The sequence below is a fragment of the Methylobacterium sp. 1A genome (assembly GCF_058072805.1).
In genome coordinates this window covers 90,468-104,249 of record NZ_JBYQVE010000001.1, presented here as the reverse complement: position 1 = coordinate 104,249, position 13,782 = coordinate 90,468, and the positions used below count along the sequence as shown (strand labels likewise).

Sequence of the window (13,782 nt, the reverse complement as noted above, 5' to 3'; positions counted from 1 at the left end):
TCGCTCCGCGCGCGATGACGGAGCGATCAGTTGAACAGCGTGCCGACCCCGCCCTGGACGCGGCCGAGGCCGGCCCGCGCGACGGTGTTGTTGGGGTCGATCGTCGAGGCGCGCTGGTAGTTCTCCATCGCCTCCTTGCGCTGGCCCTGCTTCTCGTAGGCGAGGCCCCGATAGGCCCAGGAGGTGGCGTCCTTGGCATTCACGTTGAGCGCGGCGTTGTAGTCCTCAATCGCCTTCGCGTACTGGTTGGTCGCGATCAGGCTCTGGCCGCGGGCCGCGTAGGGCGCGGCCACGAACGGGTCGCGGTCGATGGCGGCGTCGAAATCGGCGATCGCCTGGGTGTCCTGGCCCTGCTTCTGCTTCACGAGGCCGCGGGCATGGTACGCCTGCGCGGATTCGGGGCTCAGGCGGATCGCGACGTTGAGGTCGTTCAGCGCCTGGTCGAGGTTGCCCTGCGCGCGCTCGACATTGGCCCGGCCGATATAGGCCGGCCCGTAATTCGGATCGATCCCGATCGCCTTGGAGAAGTCCTGCAGCGCCGGGCCGTCGCGGCCGATCTGGCGGTTCGCCAGGGCGCGGTTGTTGTAGGCGGAGGCGGAGTTCGGATCGAGCTGGATCGCCTTGGTGAAGTCGCCGATGGCGTCGTTGAACTGGCCGGCGCGGGCGTAGGCGGCGCCGCGGGTGTTGTAGGCCGCCGCGTCGTTCGGGTTGCGCTGCACGACCTCGGTCAGGGAGGCGATGTTGACGTTCGTGGCGCCGGTCGTGTCCTTCTCCAGGACCGCGTATTGCCGCGGGCCGGCCGCGCTGCCGACGGTCTCGCAGCCCGCGAGGCCGGCAGCCGAGACCAAGGCCGCGCCGATCAGTGCCGTCTTCCGTCCCAGCCGGTTGCGTACGTTCATTGCCCCACTCTCCCCGAGGCGTCGCCCGCTCCGCGCGCGCCCGCCCCGCCCCTCACAGTCCAAGAGCCCGCGCCGAGCGCCGGGCACGCCCGAGTTCGGGGCACCGTCGCGCATCACGGTGAAGGCCGGCTTAAGAAGCGCCGCGTCGTGATCCGGCCCCCGCCGGTCCCGGCGGGACCGGAGCGGTGCGGGCGGGCTCGAGCGGCAGCATTCGGAACCGACCACGGTGTCGTGGAAGCGGCGGGATGTGGCGAAGGTATGGCTCGACCGTTCCGCGGGACCGCGAACGGCCTTCCGGCGGTCATGCGGCGACGCGGGTGTGCCCTCGAAGCCTCAGGATCCGGTCGGGCCAGGCCCGAGACGCGTGACGTGGCCCATCTTCCTGCCGGGGCGCGCCTCGCCCTTGCCGTACAGGTGCAGGTGGGCGCCGGGCTCGGCCAGCAGGGCGTGCCAGTCGTCGGCCTGGGCGCCGATCAGGTTGCGCATCTCGACGGGCAGGCCGCCGACCCGGCCCGCATCGCCCAGCGGCCAGCCGCAGACGGCGCGCACGTGCTGGGCGAACTGCGAAGTCAGCGCGCCCTCGCTGGTCCAGTGGCCGGAATTGTGCACCCGGGGCGCGATCTCGTTGACCACGAGCCGCTCCGCCCCGTCCTCGCGGACGAGGAACATCTCGACGGCGAGCACGCCGACATAGTCGAGGGCGTCGGCGATCCGCCGGGCGATCTCGACGGCGGCGCGGCCCGTTTCGGCGGACACGCCGGGCGCCGGCACCCGGGTCAGGGCGAGGATGTGGTCGCGGTGCTCGTTCTCGCAGAGGTCGTAGGCCGCGAAGCTGCCGTCGCGCCCGCGCGCGCCCACCACCGAGACCTCGCGCTCGAACGGCACGAAGCCCTCCAGGATCAGCGGCGCGCCGCCGAACTCGGCGAACAGGGCATTGCGGTCGCCCTCGGCCCGCTCGCGGAGCATGCGCTGCCCCTTGCCGTCGTAGCCGAAGCGGCGGGTCTTGAGCACGGCCGGCAGGCCGATCACCTCGATCGCCCGGTCGAGGTCGTCGGGCGTGTCCACCGCCCGGAACGGCGCCGTCGGAATGCCCAGGCCGTTGATGAACTCCTTCTCGGAGAGCCGGTCCTGCGTGGTCGAGAGCGCGCGCGCGTTCGGGTGCAGGACGGCGTGCCGGGCGAGGACGTCGGCGGTGGCGTGCGGGATGTTCTCGAACTCGTAGGTCACGACGTCGACGCCGCGGGCGAAATCCGCCAGCGCCGCGGCGTCGTCGTAGGCCGCGCAGGTGGTCCGGGCGGCCACGTCGAAGGCGGGGCTGTCCGCGTCGGGCGCGTAGACATGCGCCTTGAGGCCGTAATCGGCCGCCGCGAGCGCGATCATGCGCCCGAGCTGGCCCCCACCGACGATGCCGAGGATGGAGCCGGGGCCGAGGATCTTGTCCGTCACGCGTTCTCTTCCGTCACCGGCCGTTCGGCCACCGAGGCGCTCTGGGCCGCGCGCCACGCCTCCAGGCGCTCCGCCAGGTCCGGATCGGTCAGCGCCAGGACGGCGGCGGCGAGCAGGGCCGCGTTCACCGCCCCGGCCCGGCCGATCGCCAGGGTCCCCACCGGGATGCCGGCCGGCATCTGGACGATGGAGAGCAGGCTGTCCTGGCCGGAGAGGGCCTTCGACTCCACCGGCACGCCGAAGACCGGCAGGCGGGTCATCGCGGCCGCCATGCCGGGCAGGTGCGCGGCGCCGCCCGCACCGGCGATCACCACCTTGAGGCCGGCTGCGACCGCGCCCTTGGCGAAGGCGACGAGCCGGTCCGGCGTGCGGTGGGCCGACACGATGCGCGCGTCGTAGGGTACGCCGAGCGCGTCGAGCGTCTCGGCGGCATGACGCATGGTCGCCCAGTCGGACTGGCTGCCCATGATGATCGCGACCGGAGGAGGCGACGCCATCGTTGATCCCGGCAAAAGAGGGCGCTTACAGGCGGCGCGGGCCTGCGGCAAGGCGGGGCCGGAGGGCGTCCACCGGCATCAGGCGATGATGTCCGGCGTGAGCGCGTCCTCGATGTGATAGATGCGGTCGCGCAGCGTGAGCTTGCGCTTCTTCAGGCGCTGGATCTGGAGCTGGTCCCCGGCAACGCTGCGCTCCAGCGCCTCGATGGCGCTGTCGAGATCCCGGTGCTCCTCGCGCAGCCGCGCCAGTTCGCCCAGGAGGTCCGACTGCGCACCCTCACCCGCCTCGTCCGCCATCGTCACCTGAGAACCCGAAGACCGTTCGTCGCCCGAGAGCATGCGTCACGCTCCGGCGCCGGACAAGGCGGCGCGGTAAGCAATCATCAGACTTAGCAGCAGAAAACGCTTCGACAGGTCCGGCATCCTGTGCCAATCTCGTTGTGTCGAAACGATGACAGGAGATTCGACTCATGTCGCTGCAGACGCATCTGAACCAACTCGCCCGGAAGCACGAAGCCCTCGAGCGCGAGATTCAGGAAGCGATCCACAGACCTTCGGCGAACGACCTCCACATCGCCGAGCTGAAGCGACGGAAACTCCTCCTCAAGGACGAGATCAACAAGCTTCAGGCGGGCAACGACACGTTGCACTGACGCCTGAGACGTCCAATCCGATAGCGAATTCACGCTGACGACCGCCGCATCGGGAGCCCCGGTGCGGCGGTTTTCTCATGGGGGGCACCGAGCCGCGGCCGTCACGCCCGTGGCCACTCCCTCCCGTGGCCACTCCCGTGCGCGCGAGAATGGGCTACTCTGCGACCCGCCGCCGGAGAGCGGTCCGCGAGGAAACGCCCAACCGATGACGAGAGCCAGCCTGCCGGGCCGCTACCCGGAGATCTACGAATCGGCCTGCCGCGACCCCGAGGCGTTCTGGCTCGGTGCGGCGCGGGCCCTCGACTGGGCGCGGGCGCCGGAGCGGGCCTTCGCGCCGGATTCCGGCCCCTACGGACGCTGGTTCCCGGACGGCACCCTGAACGCCTGCCACAACGCGGTGGACCGCCACGCGGACGGGGCCCGGGCGGATCAGGTGGCGATCCGCTACGACTCGCCCGTGACCGGGACCAAGCGCAGCATCACCTACCGGGCGCTGCGCGACGAGGTGGCGGTGCTGGCCGCCGTGCTGGCCGACCTCGGCGTCGGCAAGGGCGACCGGGTGATCCTGTACATGCCGATGGTGCCCGAGGCGCTGTTCGGCATGCTGGCCTGCGCCCGGCTCGGCGCGGTTCACTCGGTGGTGTTCGGCGGCTTCGCGGCCAACGAGCTGGCGGTGCGGATCGAGGACGCGGCGCCGAAGGTGGTGCTCGCCGCCTCCTGCGGGATCGAGCCGAACCGCGTGGTCGCCTACAAGCCGCTCCTCGACGCGGCGATCGCGGCCTCGCGGCACAAGCCGGAGGCCTGCCTGATCCTCCAGCGCCCGCAAGGGCCCGCGACCCTCGTCGCGGACCGGGATCGCGACTGGGGTGAGACCGTGGCGGCCGCCCGGACGGCGGGGCGGAGCGCGGCGTGCGTGCCGGTCGCCGCCACCGACCCGCTCTACGTCCTCTACACCTCCGGCACGACCGGGAAGCCGAAGGGCGTGGTCCGCGATACCGGTGGCTACCTCGTCGCCCTGGCCTGGTCGATGCCGAACCTCTACGGCGTCCAGCCCGGCGAGACCTACTTCTGCGCCTCCGACATCGGCTGGGTCGTCGGTCATTCCTACATCGTCTACGCGCCGCTCCTGCACGGCTGCACCACGGTCCTCTACGAGGGAAAACCTGTCGGCACGCCCGATGCCGGTGCCTTCTGGCGGGTGGTCGCCGAGTACGGGGTGGTCTGCCTGTTCACCGCGCCCACGGCCCTGCGGGCGATCAAGAAGGAGGATTCGAAGGGCGCCCGGATCGCCGATCACGACCTCTCGGCCTTCCGCAGCCTGTTCCTGGCGGGCGAGCGCGCTGACCCCGACTCGGTCGCCTGGGCCGAGCGCGTATTGGGCCGACCGGTCGTCGACCACTGGTGGCAGACCGAGACCGGCTGGCCGATCGCCGGCAACCCGATGGGCCTCGGCCTCCTGCCGGTGAAGCACGGCAGCACCTGCGTGCCGATGCCGGGTTACCGGGTCGAAGTCCTGGACGAGGGCGGGAAGCCGGTTCCGGCGGGGACCATGGGCACCATCGCGATCCGCCTGCCCCTGCCGCCCGGCTGCCTGCCGACCCTCTGGGGCTCGGACGACCGGATGCGGTCGAGTTACCTCGCCACCTTCCCGGGCTACTACGACACGTCGGATGCCGGGGTGATCGACGCCGACGGCTACATCACGGTCCTGGGACGGACCGACGACATCATCAACGTCGCGGGCCACCGTCTGTCCACCGGCGGCATGGAGGCGGTGCTGGCGAGCCACCCGGACGTGGCGGAATGCGCGGTCATCGGCATCCGCGACGCGCTGAAGGGAGAGGTGCCCTGCGGGTTCGTGGTGCTGAAGGCCGGCGTCGCCCGGCCGACCGAGACGATCGAGCGGGAACTCGTCGCCAAGGTGCGGGACGAGATCGGCCCGGTGGCGGCCTTCAAGCTGGCGCTGACCGTGCCGCGGCTGCCCAAGACCCGGTCGGGGAAGATCCTGCGGGCCACGATGAAGCGCATCGCCGATCACGAGCCGTGGACGATGCCGGCGACGATCGACGACGCGGCGGCTCTCGACGAGATCGGCGACAGCCTGAAGGACCGGGGGATCGGCGCGGACCGGTAGGGTGCCGGACCGCGCCGCTTGCGCGTTGACGGGCGATCGCGGCCCGCCTCAATCCGCGTCGGCGCCGTCGTCGTCGGTGTCGATATCGACCGTCGGCGCCGGCTGCGTCAGGGCGGGCGCGTAGGTCCCCGCGGTCGGACCCGTGGTGACCGAGGCCGGGACGCGCCGGGCGTTCGGCTCGGACGGGATCAGCGTCGCGGTGGCGGCCACGAGGCCGGCGAGGGACCGGACATCCTGCGGCTGCCGCGGATCGCGCGAGATCAGCGTCGCCTCCTGTTGCAGGCGGAGATTGCAGGCCTCCGAAGGCAGGCCGCCGTTCGGCGTGCAGGCGTCGTGGCGGGCGCAGGCGGCATCGAGGGCGTCGATCGGCGGGAGGGGCGCGTTGTTGCCCGGTCCGCAGTAATTCCCGTGGATCAGCATCTTGGGGCCGCCGAAGGCGGCGGGCTGGGCCTGGGCGGTGCCCGCGAGGGCGGCGCAGCCGGCGGCCAGGGCGAGCGGGACGGCGAGTCTGGTGAGCATCATCTGGACCTCGGGCGATCTCGCCCCCTCAGGCGGTTCGCGTCGATTGCCGCGATGCGGCGACAGGCCAGGAAACGGGCGGCCACATCCGCAAGTTCCCGCAACGCCCGCTCGCAGAGGTGCTCTGCCGCACCGCACTGGCCGGCGCGCCCGTCCTGGGCCAGAGTGAACCCTCCACCAGGAGTTGCCGATGACCGCTCGCCTGTTCGAACCGCTGACGCTCGACGCGCTGACGCTCGAGAACCGCATCCTCGTCGCGCCGATGTGCCAGTACTCGGCGCGGGACGGCGAGGCGACCGACTGGCACATGATGCATCTCGGCCAGCTCGCCATGTCGGGGGCTGGCCTGCTGACCCTGGAGGCCACCGCGGTCTCCCCGGAGGCGCGGATCACCGCCTGGGATCTCGGCCTCTACAACGACGGCTGCGAGCGGGCGCTGGGTCGGGTGCTCGACGCCGTGCGCGAGTACGCGCCGATCCCGGTCTGCATCCAGATCGCCCATGCCGGGCGCAAGGCGTCCAGCGAGGCCCCCTGGGCCGGCGGCCAGCAGATCGCGCCGGAGCACGCCTACGGCTGGCGCACCGAGGCGCCCTCGGCGGTCGCGCACGGGGAGGGCGAGGTCCCGCCCCACGCCCTCGACGCCGCCGACCTGAAGCGCGTCCGCGACCAGTTCGTGGCCACCGCCAAGCGGGCCGTGCGCCTCGGCATCGAGGCCGTCGAGCTGCACGGCGCCCACGGCTACCTGCTGCACCAGTTCCTGTCGCCGATCGCCAACAAGCGGACAGATGAATACGGCGGCAGCCTCGCCAACCGCATGCGCTTCCCCCTGGAGGTCTACGACGCGGTGCGGGATGTCGTCCCCGCCGGCAGCCCGGTCTGGCTGCGGGTCTCGGCCACCGACTGGGTCGAGGACGGCTGGGATCTCGACGAGACGGTGGAGCTGGCCCAGGCCCTCAAGCGGGCCGGATCGCCGGCGCTCCACGTCTCCACGGGCGGCGTCTCGCCCAAGCAGGCGATCAGGCTCGGGCCGGGCTATCAGGTGCCCTACGCCGAGCGGATCAAGGCGGAGACCGGGCTCACCACCATCGCGGTCGGGCTGATCACCGAGGCCCGGCAGGCGGAGACGATCCTGCAGGAGGGCCGGGCGGACGCGATCTCGCTCGCCCGCGCCATGCTGTACGATCCGCGCTGGCCCTGGCACGCCGCCGCCGAGCTCGGCGCCCGGGTGCGCGCGCCCAAGCAGTACTGGCGCTCGCAGCCGCGGGAGTACAAGGACCTGTTCAAGGACACGGCCTTCGGCCAGCGCTGAGGGCGGCCCTCACCGCGGCAGCGCGCCGACCAGCGGCCCGAGAGGGCGGCTGATGTCGGTGCGGCCGAGGTTCGGCGCGTAGAGGCTGGAGACCGAGCCGTCGAGGAACAGGGCGTTCCGGCAGCCGAGATCGTCGCGGAACAGCCGCGCGAAGGCGCCGAAGGTCACCGGGCGCTCGGAGATCGCGAAGATCGCCACGTGCCCGTCGCCGGGCACGCCGACGCCGTTGCGGATCTTCTGGCTCGGCCCGTCGGCGGCGATCTTCGGGTGGATCTGGCCGTCGATCACCAGCATCGGCCCGGACTGCGTGGCGAAATCCGGCCGGATCTTCGCCCGCAGGTAGCGGGACGTGTCGACCACCCCGGCGCGCTCACCCTTCAGCCAGAAGATCCCGTTGGGCTTCAGGTGGAAATTGCCCGGCCCGTCCGCCGTGGAGACGCGCTTCAGCTCGTGCCCGTTCTCGACGTAGAGGCCGACCGGCGCCTGGTCCTTGTCGTACATGCCGGCGTTCATCGCGAAGGCGAGGCGGCCGCCCTGCTTCTCGGCGAGGGTGCCGAGGGCGCCGTAGGGCTTGCCGTCGTCCTGGAGCCAGAACAGCCGCAGCCGCTGCTTCCGGAGGTCGATGGTGCAGACCGTGAAGGTCTCACCCTGCGCCTCGACCGCCCGGCAGGGCTCCGTCGCGGCCGGGGCGGCCGCCCGGGCCGGGGCCGCGAGGGCGAGCAGCGTGATCAAGAGGGCGTGAGCCGGGCGCAGCATCATCATTCGTTCCAGGCAGCTCGGGGACGGCGAGTCGGGGACGGCGAAGCTCGTTCGGCCCGCCCTTCGCCCTGGAAAGCGGCGAATTTCGTGTCCGAGCCGCGCCCGGATGGGTCCGGACGCGGCCGGGTGCGTCTCGCGACCGCGCGCCGCGGCCGGGGCTGGACCGTTTTACCGGTTCGAGCGTTCTTAGCCGCAGAGGGCGTGTTTCCACGGAGATGACGTGATGAAGGGTGCAGTGCTCGGCTCGGCCCTGCTGGCGGCGGGTGCTCTGGCCTTGGCGCCGGCCAGCGCGGACGCGCGCGGCTTCGGCGGCGGCGGCTTCCATGGCGGCGGTTTCGGCGGCGGCTTCCACGGTGGCGGGTTCGGCGGCGGCTTCCGCGGCGGCGGGTTCGGCGGCTTCCGCAACGGCGGCTTCGGCGGCGGCTTCCGCGGCGTCGGCTTCCGTCCGGGCGGCTTCGGCTACGGCCGCGGCTTCTACGGCCGGGGCTACGGCTGGCGCGGCGGTTACGGCTACCGCGGCGGCTACGGCTACGGGCTCGGCGGCCTGGGCCTCGGCGTCGGGCTCGGCCTCGCGGCCGGTGGTCTCTACGGCGGCTACGGCTACCCGGGTTACGGCTACGGTTACGGCGGCGGCTACGCCCCCGTCGGCTACGGGTACGGCGGCGATTACGGCTACGGCGGCGGCTGTTACACGGTCCCGCGGGTGCGCTGGACGCCCTACGGCTACCGGCGGGTTCTGGTCGAGCGCTGCTACTGAGCCTCGATCGAGCGTGAAAAGAACGGGACAGGCCGCCTCCGGGCGGCCTTTTCCTTTCCGTTTGCTTGCGTGATCCGCCGCATCGTTGGACAGCTCTGCCCGGGACGCTGATACTGGTATCGGGCGGCGGGAGGCGGTGATGAGTTCAGCAACCGGGCAGGGGCCCACGGGCGTGGACGCGGTCGAGATCCGCGACGCCAGCCTCACCGCCTTCTACCGATCGATGACGCCGCCGGAGCGGCACACCTTCTGGGCGTGCGCCGCCGGCTGGTGCCTCGACGGCATGGACTTCATGATCTACCCGCTGGTGATCGGCACGATCATGGCGCTGTGGCACGTCGATGCCGGCACGGCCGGGCTCGCCGCCACGGTGACGCTGCTGGCCTCGGCGCTCGGCGGCTGGCTCGCGGGCTTCGTCGCCGACCGCATCGGCCGGGTGCTGACGCTGCAGATCACGATCCTCTGGTTCTCGCTGTTCTCCCTCCTCTGCGCCTTCGTGCAGAACTTCGAGCAGCTGCTCATCGCGCGGGCGCTGCTCGGCCTCGGCTTCGGCGGCGAGTGGGCGGCCGGCGCCGTGCTGATCGGCGAGACGATCCGGGCCGAGTATCGCGGCCGGGCGGTGGGCTCGGTCCAGTCCGGCTGGGCGATCGGCTGGGGCCTCGCGGTCCTGTCGCAGGCGGTGCTGTTCTCGCTTCTGCCGCCCGAGACCGCGTGGCGCTGGATGTTCGCGGTGGGCGCGCTGCCGGCGCTGCTGGTGTTCTACCTGCGCCGCTACGTGAAGGAGCCGGAGGTCGCCGCCGAATCCCGCGCCCGGGCCGCCGCCACGGGCGACCGGCCGCAGATCTGGGAGATCTTCTCCGGCCCGATCCTCAAGACGACGCTGCTCGCCTCCCTGGCGGCGGCGGGCTGCCAGGGCGGCTACTACGCGATCACCACCTGGGTGCCGCGCTTCCTGACCACCGAGCGCCACCTGTCGATCGTGTCCTCCACCGGCTACCTCGCGGCCCTGATCATCGGCTCGTTCACCGGCTACCTCGTGGGCGCGTGGCTCGCCGACCGGCTCGGCCGGCGGCCGCTCTTCCTGATCTTCTCGCTGGGCGCCATCGCGGTGATCGTGGCCTACACGCAGATCCCGCTCTCGAACGGCGTGCTCTGGGTGCTGGGCTTCCCGCTGGGCTTCTTCGCCTCCGGCTACTTCTCCGGCATGGGCGCCTTCCTGACCGAACTGTACCCGACCCGCCTGCGCGGCTCGGGGCAGGGGTTCTGCTACAATTTCGGCCGCGGCATCGGCGCCCTGTTCCCGGCGCTGGTCGGCTACCTCGCAGAGCGCGCCGGCCTCGCCTCGGCCATCGCGATCTTCGCGGCCGTCGCCTACGGGATCTTCTTCCTGGCGGCCTTCGCGCTGCCCGAGACGCGCGGCAAGGTCCTGCACGCGGATTCCTGATCATGCCCGAGATCCGAGACTGCCCCGCCCCGGACCCGCATCCGGAAGGCCCGACCCGCTACGCCGTGCCGGAGGGTGCGGTCGACACGCACGCCCACGTCATCGGCCTGCCGCCGGACTATCCCCTGGTGGCGGACCGCAGCTACACGCCCCCGGCGGCGCCGGCCGAGCGGTATCTGGCGATGCTCGACGGGACCGGCATGGCCAACGGCGTGCTGATCCAGGTCAGCGTGCACGGCACCGACAACCGGCTGATGGTCGAGACGCTGCGCGCCCACCGGCAGCGCCTGCGCGGCGTCGCGGTGATCCCGCTCGGCCTGCCCGACGCGGAGCTCGCCGCGCTGAAGGAGGCAGGCGTGGTCGGCCTGCGCCTCAACGTCCTGTTCGGCGGCGGGGTCGGGCTCGACGCGGTCGAGTCCTACGGGGCGCTCGCCCGCGAGATGGGCTGGCACCTCCAGTTCCTGCTCGATGCCCGCGAGTTGCCGCCGATCGCCGGCCGGCTGGCGCGGCTGCCCGTGCCGCTGGTCTTCGACCATATGGGCCACATGCCGACCTCGGCGGGCGTGGACCATCCGGGGTTCCGGGCACTGCTCGGCCTCGTCGCCGACGGCAACTGGGTCAAGCTCTCGGGCGCCTTCCGGGATTCCGTGACCGGGCCCCCCTACGCCGACACGATCCCCTTCGCCCGGGCGCTCAACGACGCCGCGCCGGACCGCTGCCTCTGGGGCTCGGACTGGCCGCACGTGGCCGCCTGGGACGGGCCGCCGCGGACGCGGGAACTCCTCGACCTGATGGCCGACTGGGTGCCGGACGCGGACCGGCGCCGGATGGTGTTCGTGGACAACCCACGGCGGCTCTACGGCTTCGGGTAGGGGCGGCCGTTCAACGGCCGCCGGAGAGCCCGCCGACATCGCGCGCGCAGCGAAGCACCCCAGGTTCGCGCGAGGCCCGGAAAGCGGAGCGCGGCGTCTCCGTCAGACCCGCAGGTCGACGCTCTGGCCCTGTCCGGGAGGGGCCGGCGGGCCGGCGCTCGCCGCCTGGGCGGCGCTGTCCGCCACCAGCCCGGCGACCGCCTTGTCGGCGGAGAGCTGCTGCTTGGCGACGGCGATGCCGATCTGCTGGTTCTGGGACGAACCCAGCATCTGGACGGCGGCTGCGGCGATCGAATCCATGCCGCCGATCCTGGACCACCGGTCTGAATCCCGCGTTACCCGGATCCGGCGCCTTTGACCGGCCGCGCTCACCCGTCGAGGAAACCCCGCTGCCGCGCCCGGTAGCCGCCGATCGCCGTGACGCACAGGAACGACACGCCGGCCAGCGCCGTGCCGAACACCGCGATCGGCCACCAGTGGCCCTGGAAGCGCTCGGCCAGCACGGTGCCGACGATCGGCGTCAGGCCGCCGGCGAGCGCCCCGCAGAACTGGTACGCGATCGAGATCGCCGTGTAGCGCACCCGCGTCGGGAAGGCGCCCGCGAGGTAGCCGGCGATCACCGCGTAGAAGGTCGCGCTGCCGATGACGTTGAGGGCGAGCCCCAGCACGATCAGGGGCACCGACTGCGTCTCGACCAGCCAGAACAGCGGGTAGGGGGCCAGCATCGCCCAGACCAGCGTCCCCTGGAGGAACAGCCGTTCATTGCGGATCAGCTCGGCAATCCGGGCGCCCACCGGGGTCATCACCAGCTGGACCACGGCGGCGATCAGCAGGGCGTCGAGGATCGTCGCCCGCGCGATGCCGAGATACTGCGTGGTGAACGCGATCATGAAGGTGTTGAACAGGTAGACCGAGGCGATCGCGAAGGTGTTGGCCCCCGCCGCCAGCAGCACCGGCTTCAGGCAGGTCGTCAGCACCTCGCGCACCGGCGCCGGCGGCGGCCCGCCGGCGGCCCGGGCCTTCTCGAAGGCCGGGGATTCCGCGACGCCGAGGCGGATCGCGAGCCCGACGCCGAGCAGCAGGATGCTGACGAGGAACGGCACCCGCCAGCCCCAGGTCAGGAAGCTCTCCTTGTCGAGGAGGCCCGCGAGCCGGAAGGCCAGCAGCGACAGGATCTGCCCGGCCGGGCTGCCGAGCTGCGCGAAGGAGGCGAAGAAGGTGTTGCGCCCGGCCGGCGCGTGCTCGGCGGCCATCAGCACCGCCCCACCCCACTCGCCGCCGACCGCGAGACCCTGGATCAGCCGCAGGACCACCAGCATCACCGGCGCCCACAGGCCGACCGACGCGTAGGTCGGCAGCAGGCCGATGCACGAGGTGGCGATGCCCATCATCACGAGCGTCGCCACCAGGGCGCGCTTGCGCCCGAACCGGTCGCCGAGATGGCCGAAAATCAGGCCGCCGAGTGGCCGTGCGAGGAAGCCGACCGCGAAGGTGCCGAAGGCCGAGAGCGTCGCGATGTAGGGCGATTCCGCCGTGAAGAAGAGCGGCCCGAACACCAGGGCCGCCGCCGTGCCGTAGATGAAGAAGTCGTACCACTCGATCGTGGTGCCCACGAAGGCCGCGAGCGCCGCGCGCGCCGACTGGTTCTGTCCGGGCCCGGCGGCCGGGCTTGCGGTCGTGACGGCCATCGATCCTCGCGCGGCATTATGAATTCAAACGCCGCCCTGCATGCGCCAGTCTGCCGGCCGACCGCAACGCCTGCACGCGACAGGGCGGGCGTTTCATCCGCCGCAGCCGGGCTCCGTCTCAGAAACTCGGCGGCGTGCAGGCGCTCACCACCTCGCAGGGGTTGGGCCCGACACAGCGGAATCGGTGCGGGCGGCGGCTGTCGAAGCTGTAGGCGTCGCCGGGGCCGAGGATCCGGCGCTCGGCATCGACCGTCACCTCCAGGCGCCCGGAGAGCACGATGCCACCCTCCTCGCCCTCGTGGGAGAGCGGCACCCGGCCAGTATCGGCGCCCGGCTCGTAGCGCTCCTTGAGGATCTGGAGCTTGCGCCCGAACAGGCTGTCGCCGACCTGACGGTACGAAATCGCCCCCTTGGCGGCCCGGCGGCCGATCTCGGTGAGGTCCTCGGCGGCGAAGAACGCCTTGCGCTCCGGCTCCGGCTCCAGGGCGAAGAACTCGGCCATGCCGATCGGCACCCCGTCGAGGATCCGCTTCAGGGCGCCCACCGACGGGTTCACCCGGTTGGCCTCGATCAGCGAGATCGCGGAGTTGGTCACGCCGGCGCGCTTGGCGAGGGTCCGCTGCGACAGGCCGTGGCGGGCCCGAACGAAGCGCAGGCGCGCGCCGACATCGATGCTCATCCGGCCAGGGCCCGTTTCAGGTGTTGCGGATCCCGCAACGGTGCCACCCGCGGCCCCGATCCTGCAAGGGGTTGGCGGCGACCAGAAAAGGACTTGTTGCCCGATCGGCGAAGGTGTCCCCTGGTC

Annotated in this window: 15 protein-coding genes; 6 read left to right on the top strand and 9 right to left on the bottom strand. The window is 72.0% G+C overall.

The features are described from left to right. Positions 1 to 26 precede the first annotated feature (26 nt). The 4 genes from ACX9MN_RS00510 to ACX9MN_RS00495 form a co-directional block, all read right to left on the bottom strand. Entirely contained in the window at positions 27 to 899 is an 873-nt protein-coding gene (locus tag ACX9MN_RS00510) for a tetratricopeptide repeat protein (protein ID WP_020092402.1), read from the bottom strand. Between the two features lie 333 nt (positions 900 to 1,232). Continuing rightward, the gene (locus ACX9MN_RS00505; RefSeq protein WP_091979844.1) at positions 1,233 to 2,345 is read right to left on the bottom strand and encodes a 5-(carboxyamino)imidazole ribonucleotide synthase; all 1,113 of its coding nucleotides are present in this window, start codon (positions 2,343 to 2,345) and stop codon (positions 1,233 to 1,235) included. Further along, on the bottom strand, positions 2,342 to 2,842 hold the full coding sequence (purE, locus tag ACX9MN_RS00500; RefSeq protein ID WP_020092404.1) for a 5-(carboxyamino)imidazole ribonucleotide mutase: 501 nt from the start codon (positions 2,840 to 2,842) through the stop codon (positions 2,342 to 2,344). The genes ACX9MN_RS00505 and purE overlap by 4 nt, the downstream gene beginning before the upstream one ends. Before the next feature lie 78 nt (positions 2,843 to 2,920). Beyond that, on the bottom strand, positions 2,921 to 3,181 hold the full coding sequence (locus ACX9MN_RS00495; protein ID WP_081636461.1) for a YdcH family protein: 261 nt from the start codon (positions 3,179 to 3,181) through the stop codon (positions 2,921 to 2,923). Between the two features lie 131 nt (positions 3,182 to 3,312). On the opposite strand from ACX9MN_RS00495, the gene ACX9MN_RS00490 reads away from it, so the two are divergent. Beyond that, positions 3,313 to 3,495, top strand: coding sequence for a YdcH family protein (locus ACX9MN_RS00490; RefSeq protein WP_012318068.1), 183 nt, complete (start codon positions 3,313 to 3,315; stop codon positions 3,493 to 3,495). A 205-nt stretch (positions 3,496 to 3,700) separates the two neighbouring features. Next, positions 3,701 to 5,629: a propionyl-CoA synthetase gene (locus ACX9MN_RS00485; protein WP_103985464.1), complete on the top strand. Its 1,929-nt coding sequence runs from the start codon at positions 3,701 to 3,703 to the stop codon at positions 5,627 to 5,629. 48 nt (positions 5,630 to 5,677) lie between these two features. Here ACX9MN_RS00485 and ACX9MN_RS00480 read toward each other — a convergent pair whose 3' ends face one another. Beyond that, positions 5,678 to 6,151 carry a phospholipase A2 family protein gene (locus ACX9MN_RS00480; protein WP_020092407.1) on the bottom strand — a complete coding sequence of 158 codons (474 nt, stop codon included), beginning with the start codon at positions 6,149 to 6,151 and terminating at the stop codon, positions 5,678 to 5,680. A 187-nt stretch (positions 6,152 to 6,338) separates the two neighbouring features. Here ACX9MN_RS00480 and ACX9MN_RS00475 point away from each other — a divergent pair, with 187 nt between their 5' ends. Further along, entirely contained in the window at positions 6,339 to 7,457 is a 1,119-nt protein-coding gene (locus ACX9MN_RS00475; protein WP_091927251.1) for an NADH:flavin oxidoreductase/NADH oxidase, read from the top strand. A gap of 9 nt (positions 7,458 to 7,466) precedes the next feature. Here the strand turns inward: ACX9MN_RS00475 and ACX9MN_RS00470 are convergent, their stop codons facing one another. Then, entirely contained in the window at positions 7,467 to 8,216 is a 750-nt protein-coding gene (locus ACX9MN_RS00470; protein WP_091927307.1) for a phosphodiester glycosidase family protein, read from the bottom strand. Between the two features lie 223 nt (positions 8,217 to 8,439). On the opposite strand from ACX9MN_RS00470, the gene ACX9MN_RS00465 reads away from it, so the two are divergent. From ACX9MN_RS00465 to ACX9MN_RS00455, 3 genes are all read left to right on the top strand, one after another. Next, the gene (locus tag ACX9MN_RS00465) at positions 8,440 to 8,973 is read left to right on the top strand and encodes a hypothetical protein (RefSeq protein WP_091927252.1); all 534 of its coding nucleotides are present in this window, start codon (positions 8,440 to 8,442) and stop codon (positions 8,971 to 8,973) included. Positions 8,974 to 9,112: 139 nt separating this feature from the next. Next, complete coding sequence (locus ACX9MN_RS00460) at positions 9,113 to 10,417, top strand: MFS transporter (RefSeq protein WP_026604804.1); 1,305 nt, start codon at positions 9,113 to 9,115, stop codon at positions 10,415 to 10,417. A 2-nt stretch (positions 10,418 to 10,419) separates the two neighbouring features. Beyond that, positions 10,420 to 11,289, top strand: a complete 870-nt coding sequence (locus tag ACX9MN_RS00455; RefSeq protein WP_020092412.1) for an amidohydrolase family protein — start codon at positions 10,420 to 10,422, stop codon at positions 11,287 to 11,289. Positions 11,290 to 11,391: 102 nt separating this feature from the next. On the opposite strand, the gene ACX9MN_RS00450 is transcribed toward ACX9MN_RS00455, so the two are convergent. The 3 genes from ACX9MN_RS00450 to ACX9MN_RS00440 all read right to left on the bottom strand — a co-directional run bounded on the left by ACX9MN_RS00450 (position 11,392) and on the right by ACX9MN_RS00440 (position 13,656). Further along, positions 11,392 to 11,589 (bottom strand): hypothetical protein, encoded by a 198-nt coding sequence (locus ACX9MN_RS00450; protein WP_091682246.1) that lies wholly within the window; start codon positions 11,587 to 11,589, stop codon positions 11,392 to 11,394. A 68-nt stretch (positions 11,590 to 11,657) separates the two neighbouring features. Next, positions 11,658 to 12,977, bottom strand: coding sequence for an MFS transporter (locus tag ACX9MN_RS00445; protein WP_020092414.1), 1,320 nt, complete (start codon positions 12,975 to 12,977; stop codon positions 11,658 to 11,660). A gap of 118 nt (positions 12,978 to 13,095) precedes the next feature. Then, a complete protein-coding gene (locus tag ACX9MN_RS00440) occupies positions 13,096 to 13,656 on the bottom strand; it encodes a cupin domain-containing protein (RefSeq protein WP_020092415.1) in 561 nt (186 codons plus the stop codon). Positions 13,657 to 13,782: the final 126 nt, after the last annotated feature.

What these genes read in the sequence shown, in the direction of transcription:
- ACX9MN_RS00510 (WP_020092402.1), bottom strand. Translation starts at nt 899, where the DNA reads ATGAACGTACGCAACCGGCTGGGACGGAAGACGGCACTGATCGGCGCG.
- purE (WP_020092404.1), bottom strand. Translation starts at nt 2,842, where the DNA reads ATGGCGTCGCCTCCTCCGGTCGCGATCATCATGGGCAGCCAGTCCGAC.
- ACX9MN_RS00495 (WP_081636461.1), bottom strand. Translation starts at nt 3,181, where the DNA reads ATGCTCTCGGGCGACGAACGGTCTTCGGGTTCTCAGGTGACGATGGCG.
- ACX9MN_RS00490 (WP_012318068.1), top strand. Translation starts at nt 3,313, where the DNA reads ATGTCGCTGCAGACGCATCTGAACCAACTCGCCCGGAAGCACGAAGCC.
- ACX9MN_RS00485 (WP_103985464.1), top strand. Translation starts at nt 3,701, where the DNA reads ATGACGAGAGCCAGCCTGCCGGGCCGCTACCCGGAGATCTACGAATCG.
- ACX9MN_RS00480 (WP_020092407.1), bottom strand. Translation starts at nt 6,151, where the DNA reads ATGATGCTCACCAGACTCGCCGTCCCGCTCGCCCTGGCCGCCGGCTGC.
- ACX9MN_RS00475 (WP_091927251.1), top strand. Translation starts at nt 6,339, where the DNA reads ATGACCGCTCGCCTGTTCGAACCGCTGACGCTCGACGCGCTGACGCTC.
- ACX9MN_RS00470 (WP_091927307.1), bottom strand. Translation starts at nt 8,216, where the DNA reads ATGATGCTGCGCCCGGCTCACGCCCTCTTGATCACGCTGCTCGCCCTC.
- ACX9MN_RS00465 (WP_091927252.1), top strand. Translation starts at nt 8,440, where the DNA reads ATGAAGGGTGCAGTGCTCGGCTCGGCCCTGCTGGCGGCGGGTGCTCTG.
- ACX9MN_RS00460 (WP_026604804.1), top strand. Translation starts at nt 9,113, where the DNA reads ATGAGTTCAGCAACCGGGCAGGGGCCCACGGGCGTGGACGCGGTCGAG.
- ACX9MN_RS00455 (WP_020092412.1), top strand. Translation starts at nt 10,420, where the DNA reads ATGCCCGAGATCCGAGACTGCCCCGCCCCGGACCCGCATCCGGAAGGC.
- ACX9MN_RS00450 (WP_091682246.1), bottom strand. Translation starts at nt 11,589, where the DNA reads ATGGATTCGATCGCCGCAGCCGCCGTCCAGATGCTGGGTTCGTCCCAG.
- ACX9MN_RS00445 (WP_020092414.1), bottom strand. Translation starts at nt 12,977, where the DNA reads ATGGCCGTCACGACCGCAAGCCCGGCCGCCGGGCCCGGACAGAACCAG.
- ACX9MN_RS00440 (WP_020092415.1), bottom strand. Translation starts at nt 13,656, where the DNA reads ATGAGCATCGATGTCGGCGCGCGCCTGCGCTTCGTTCGGGCCCGCCAC.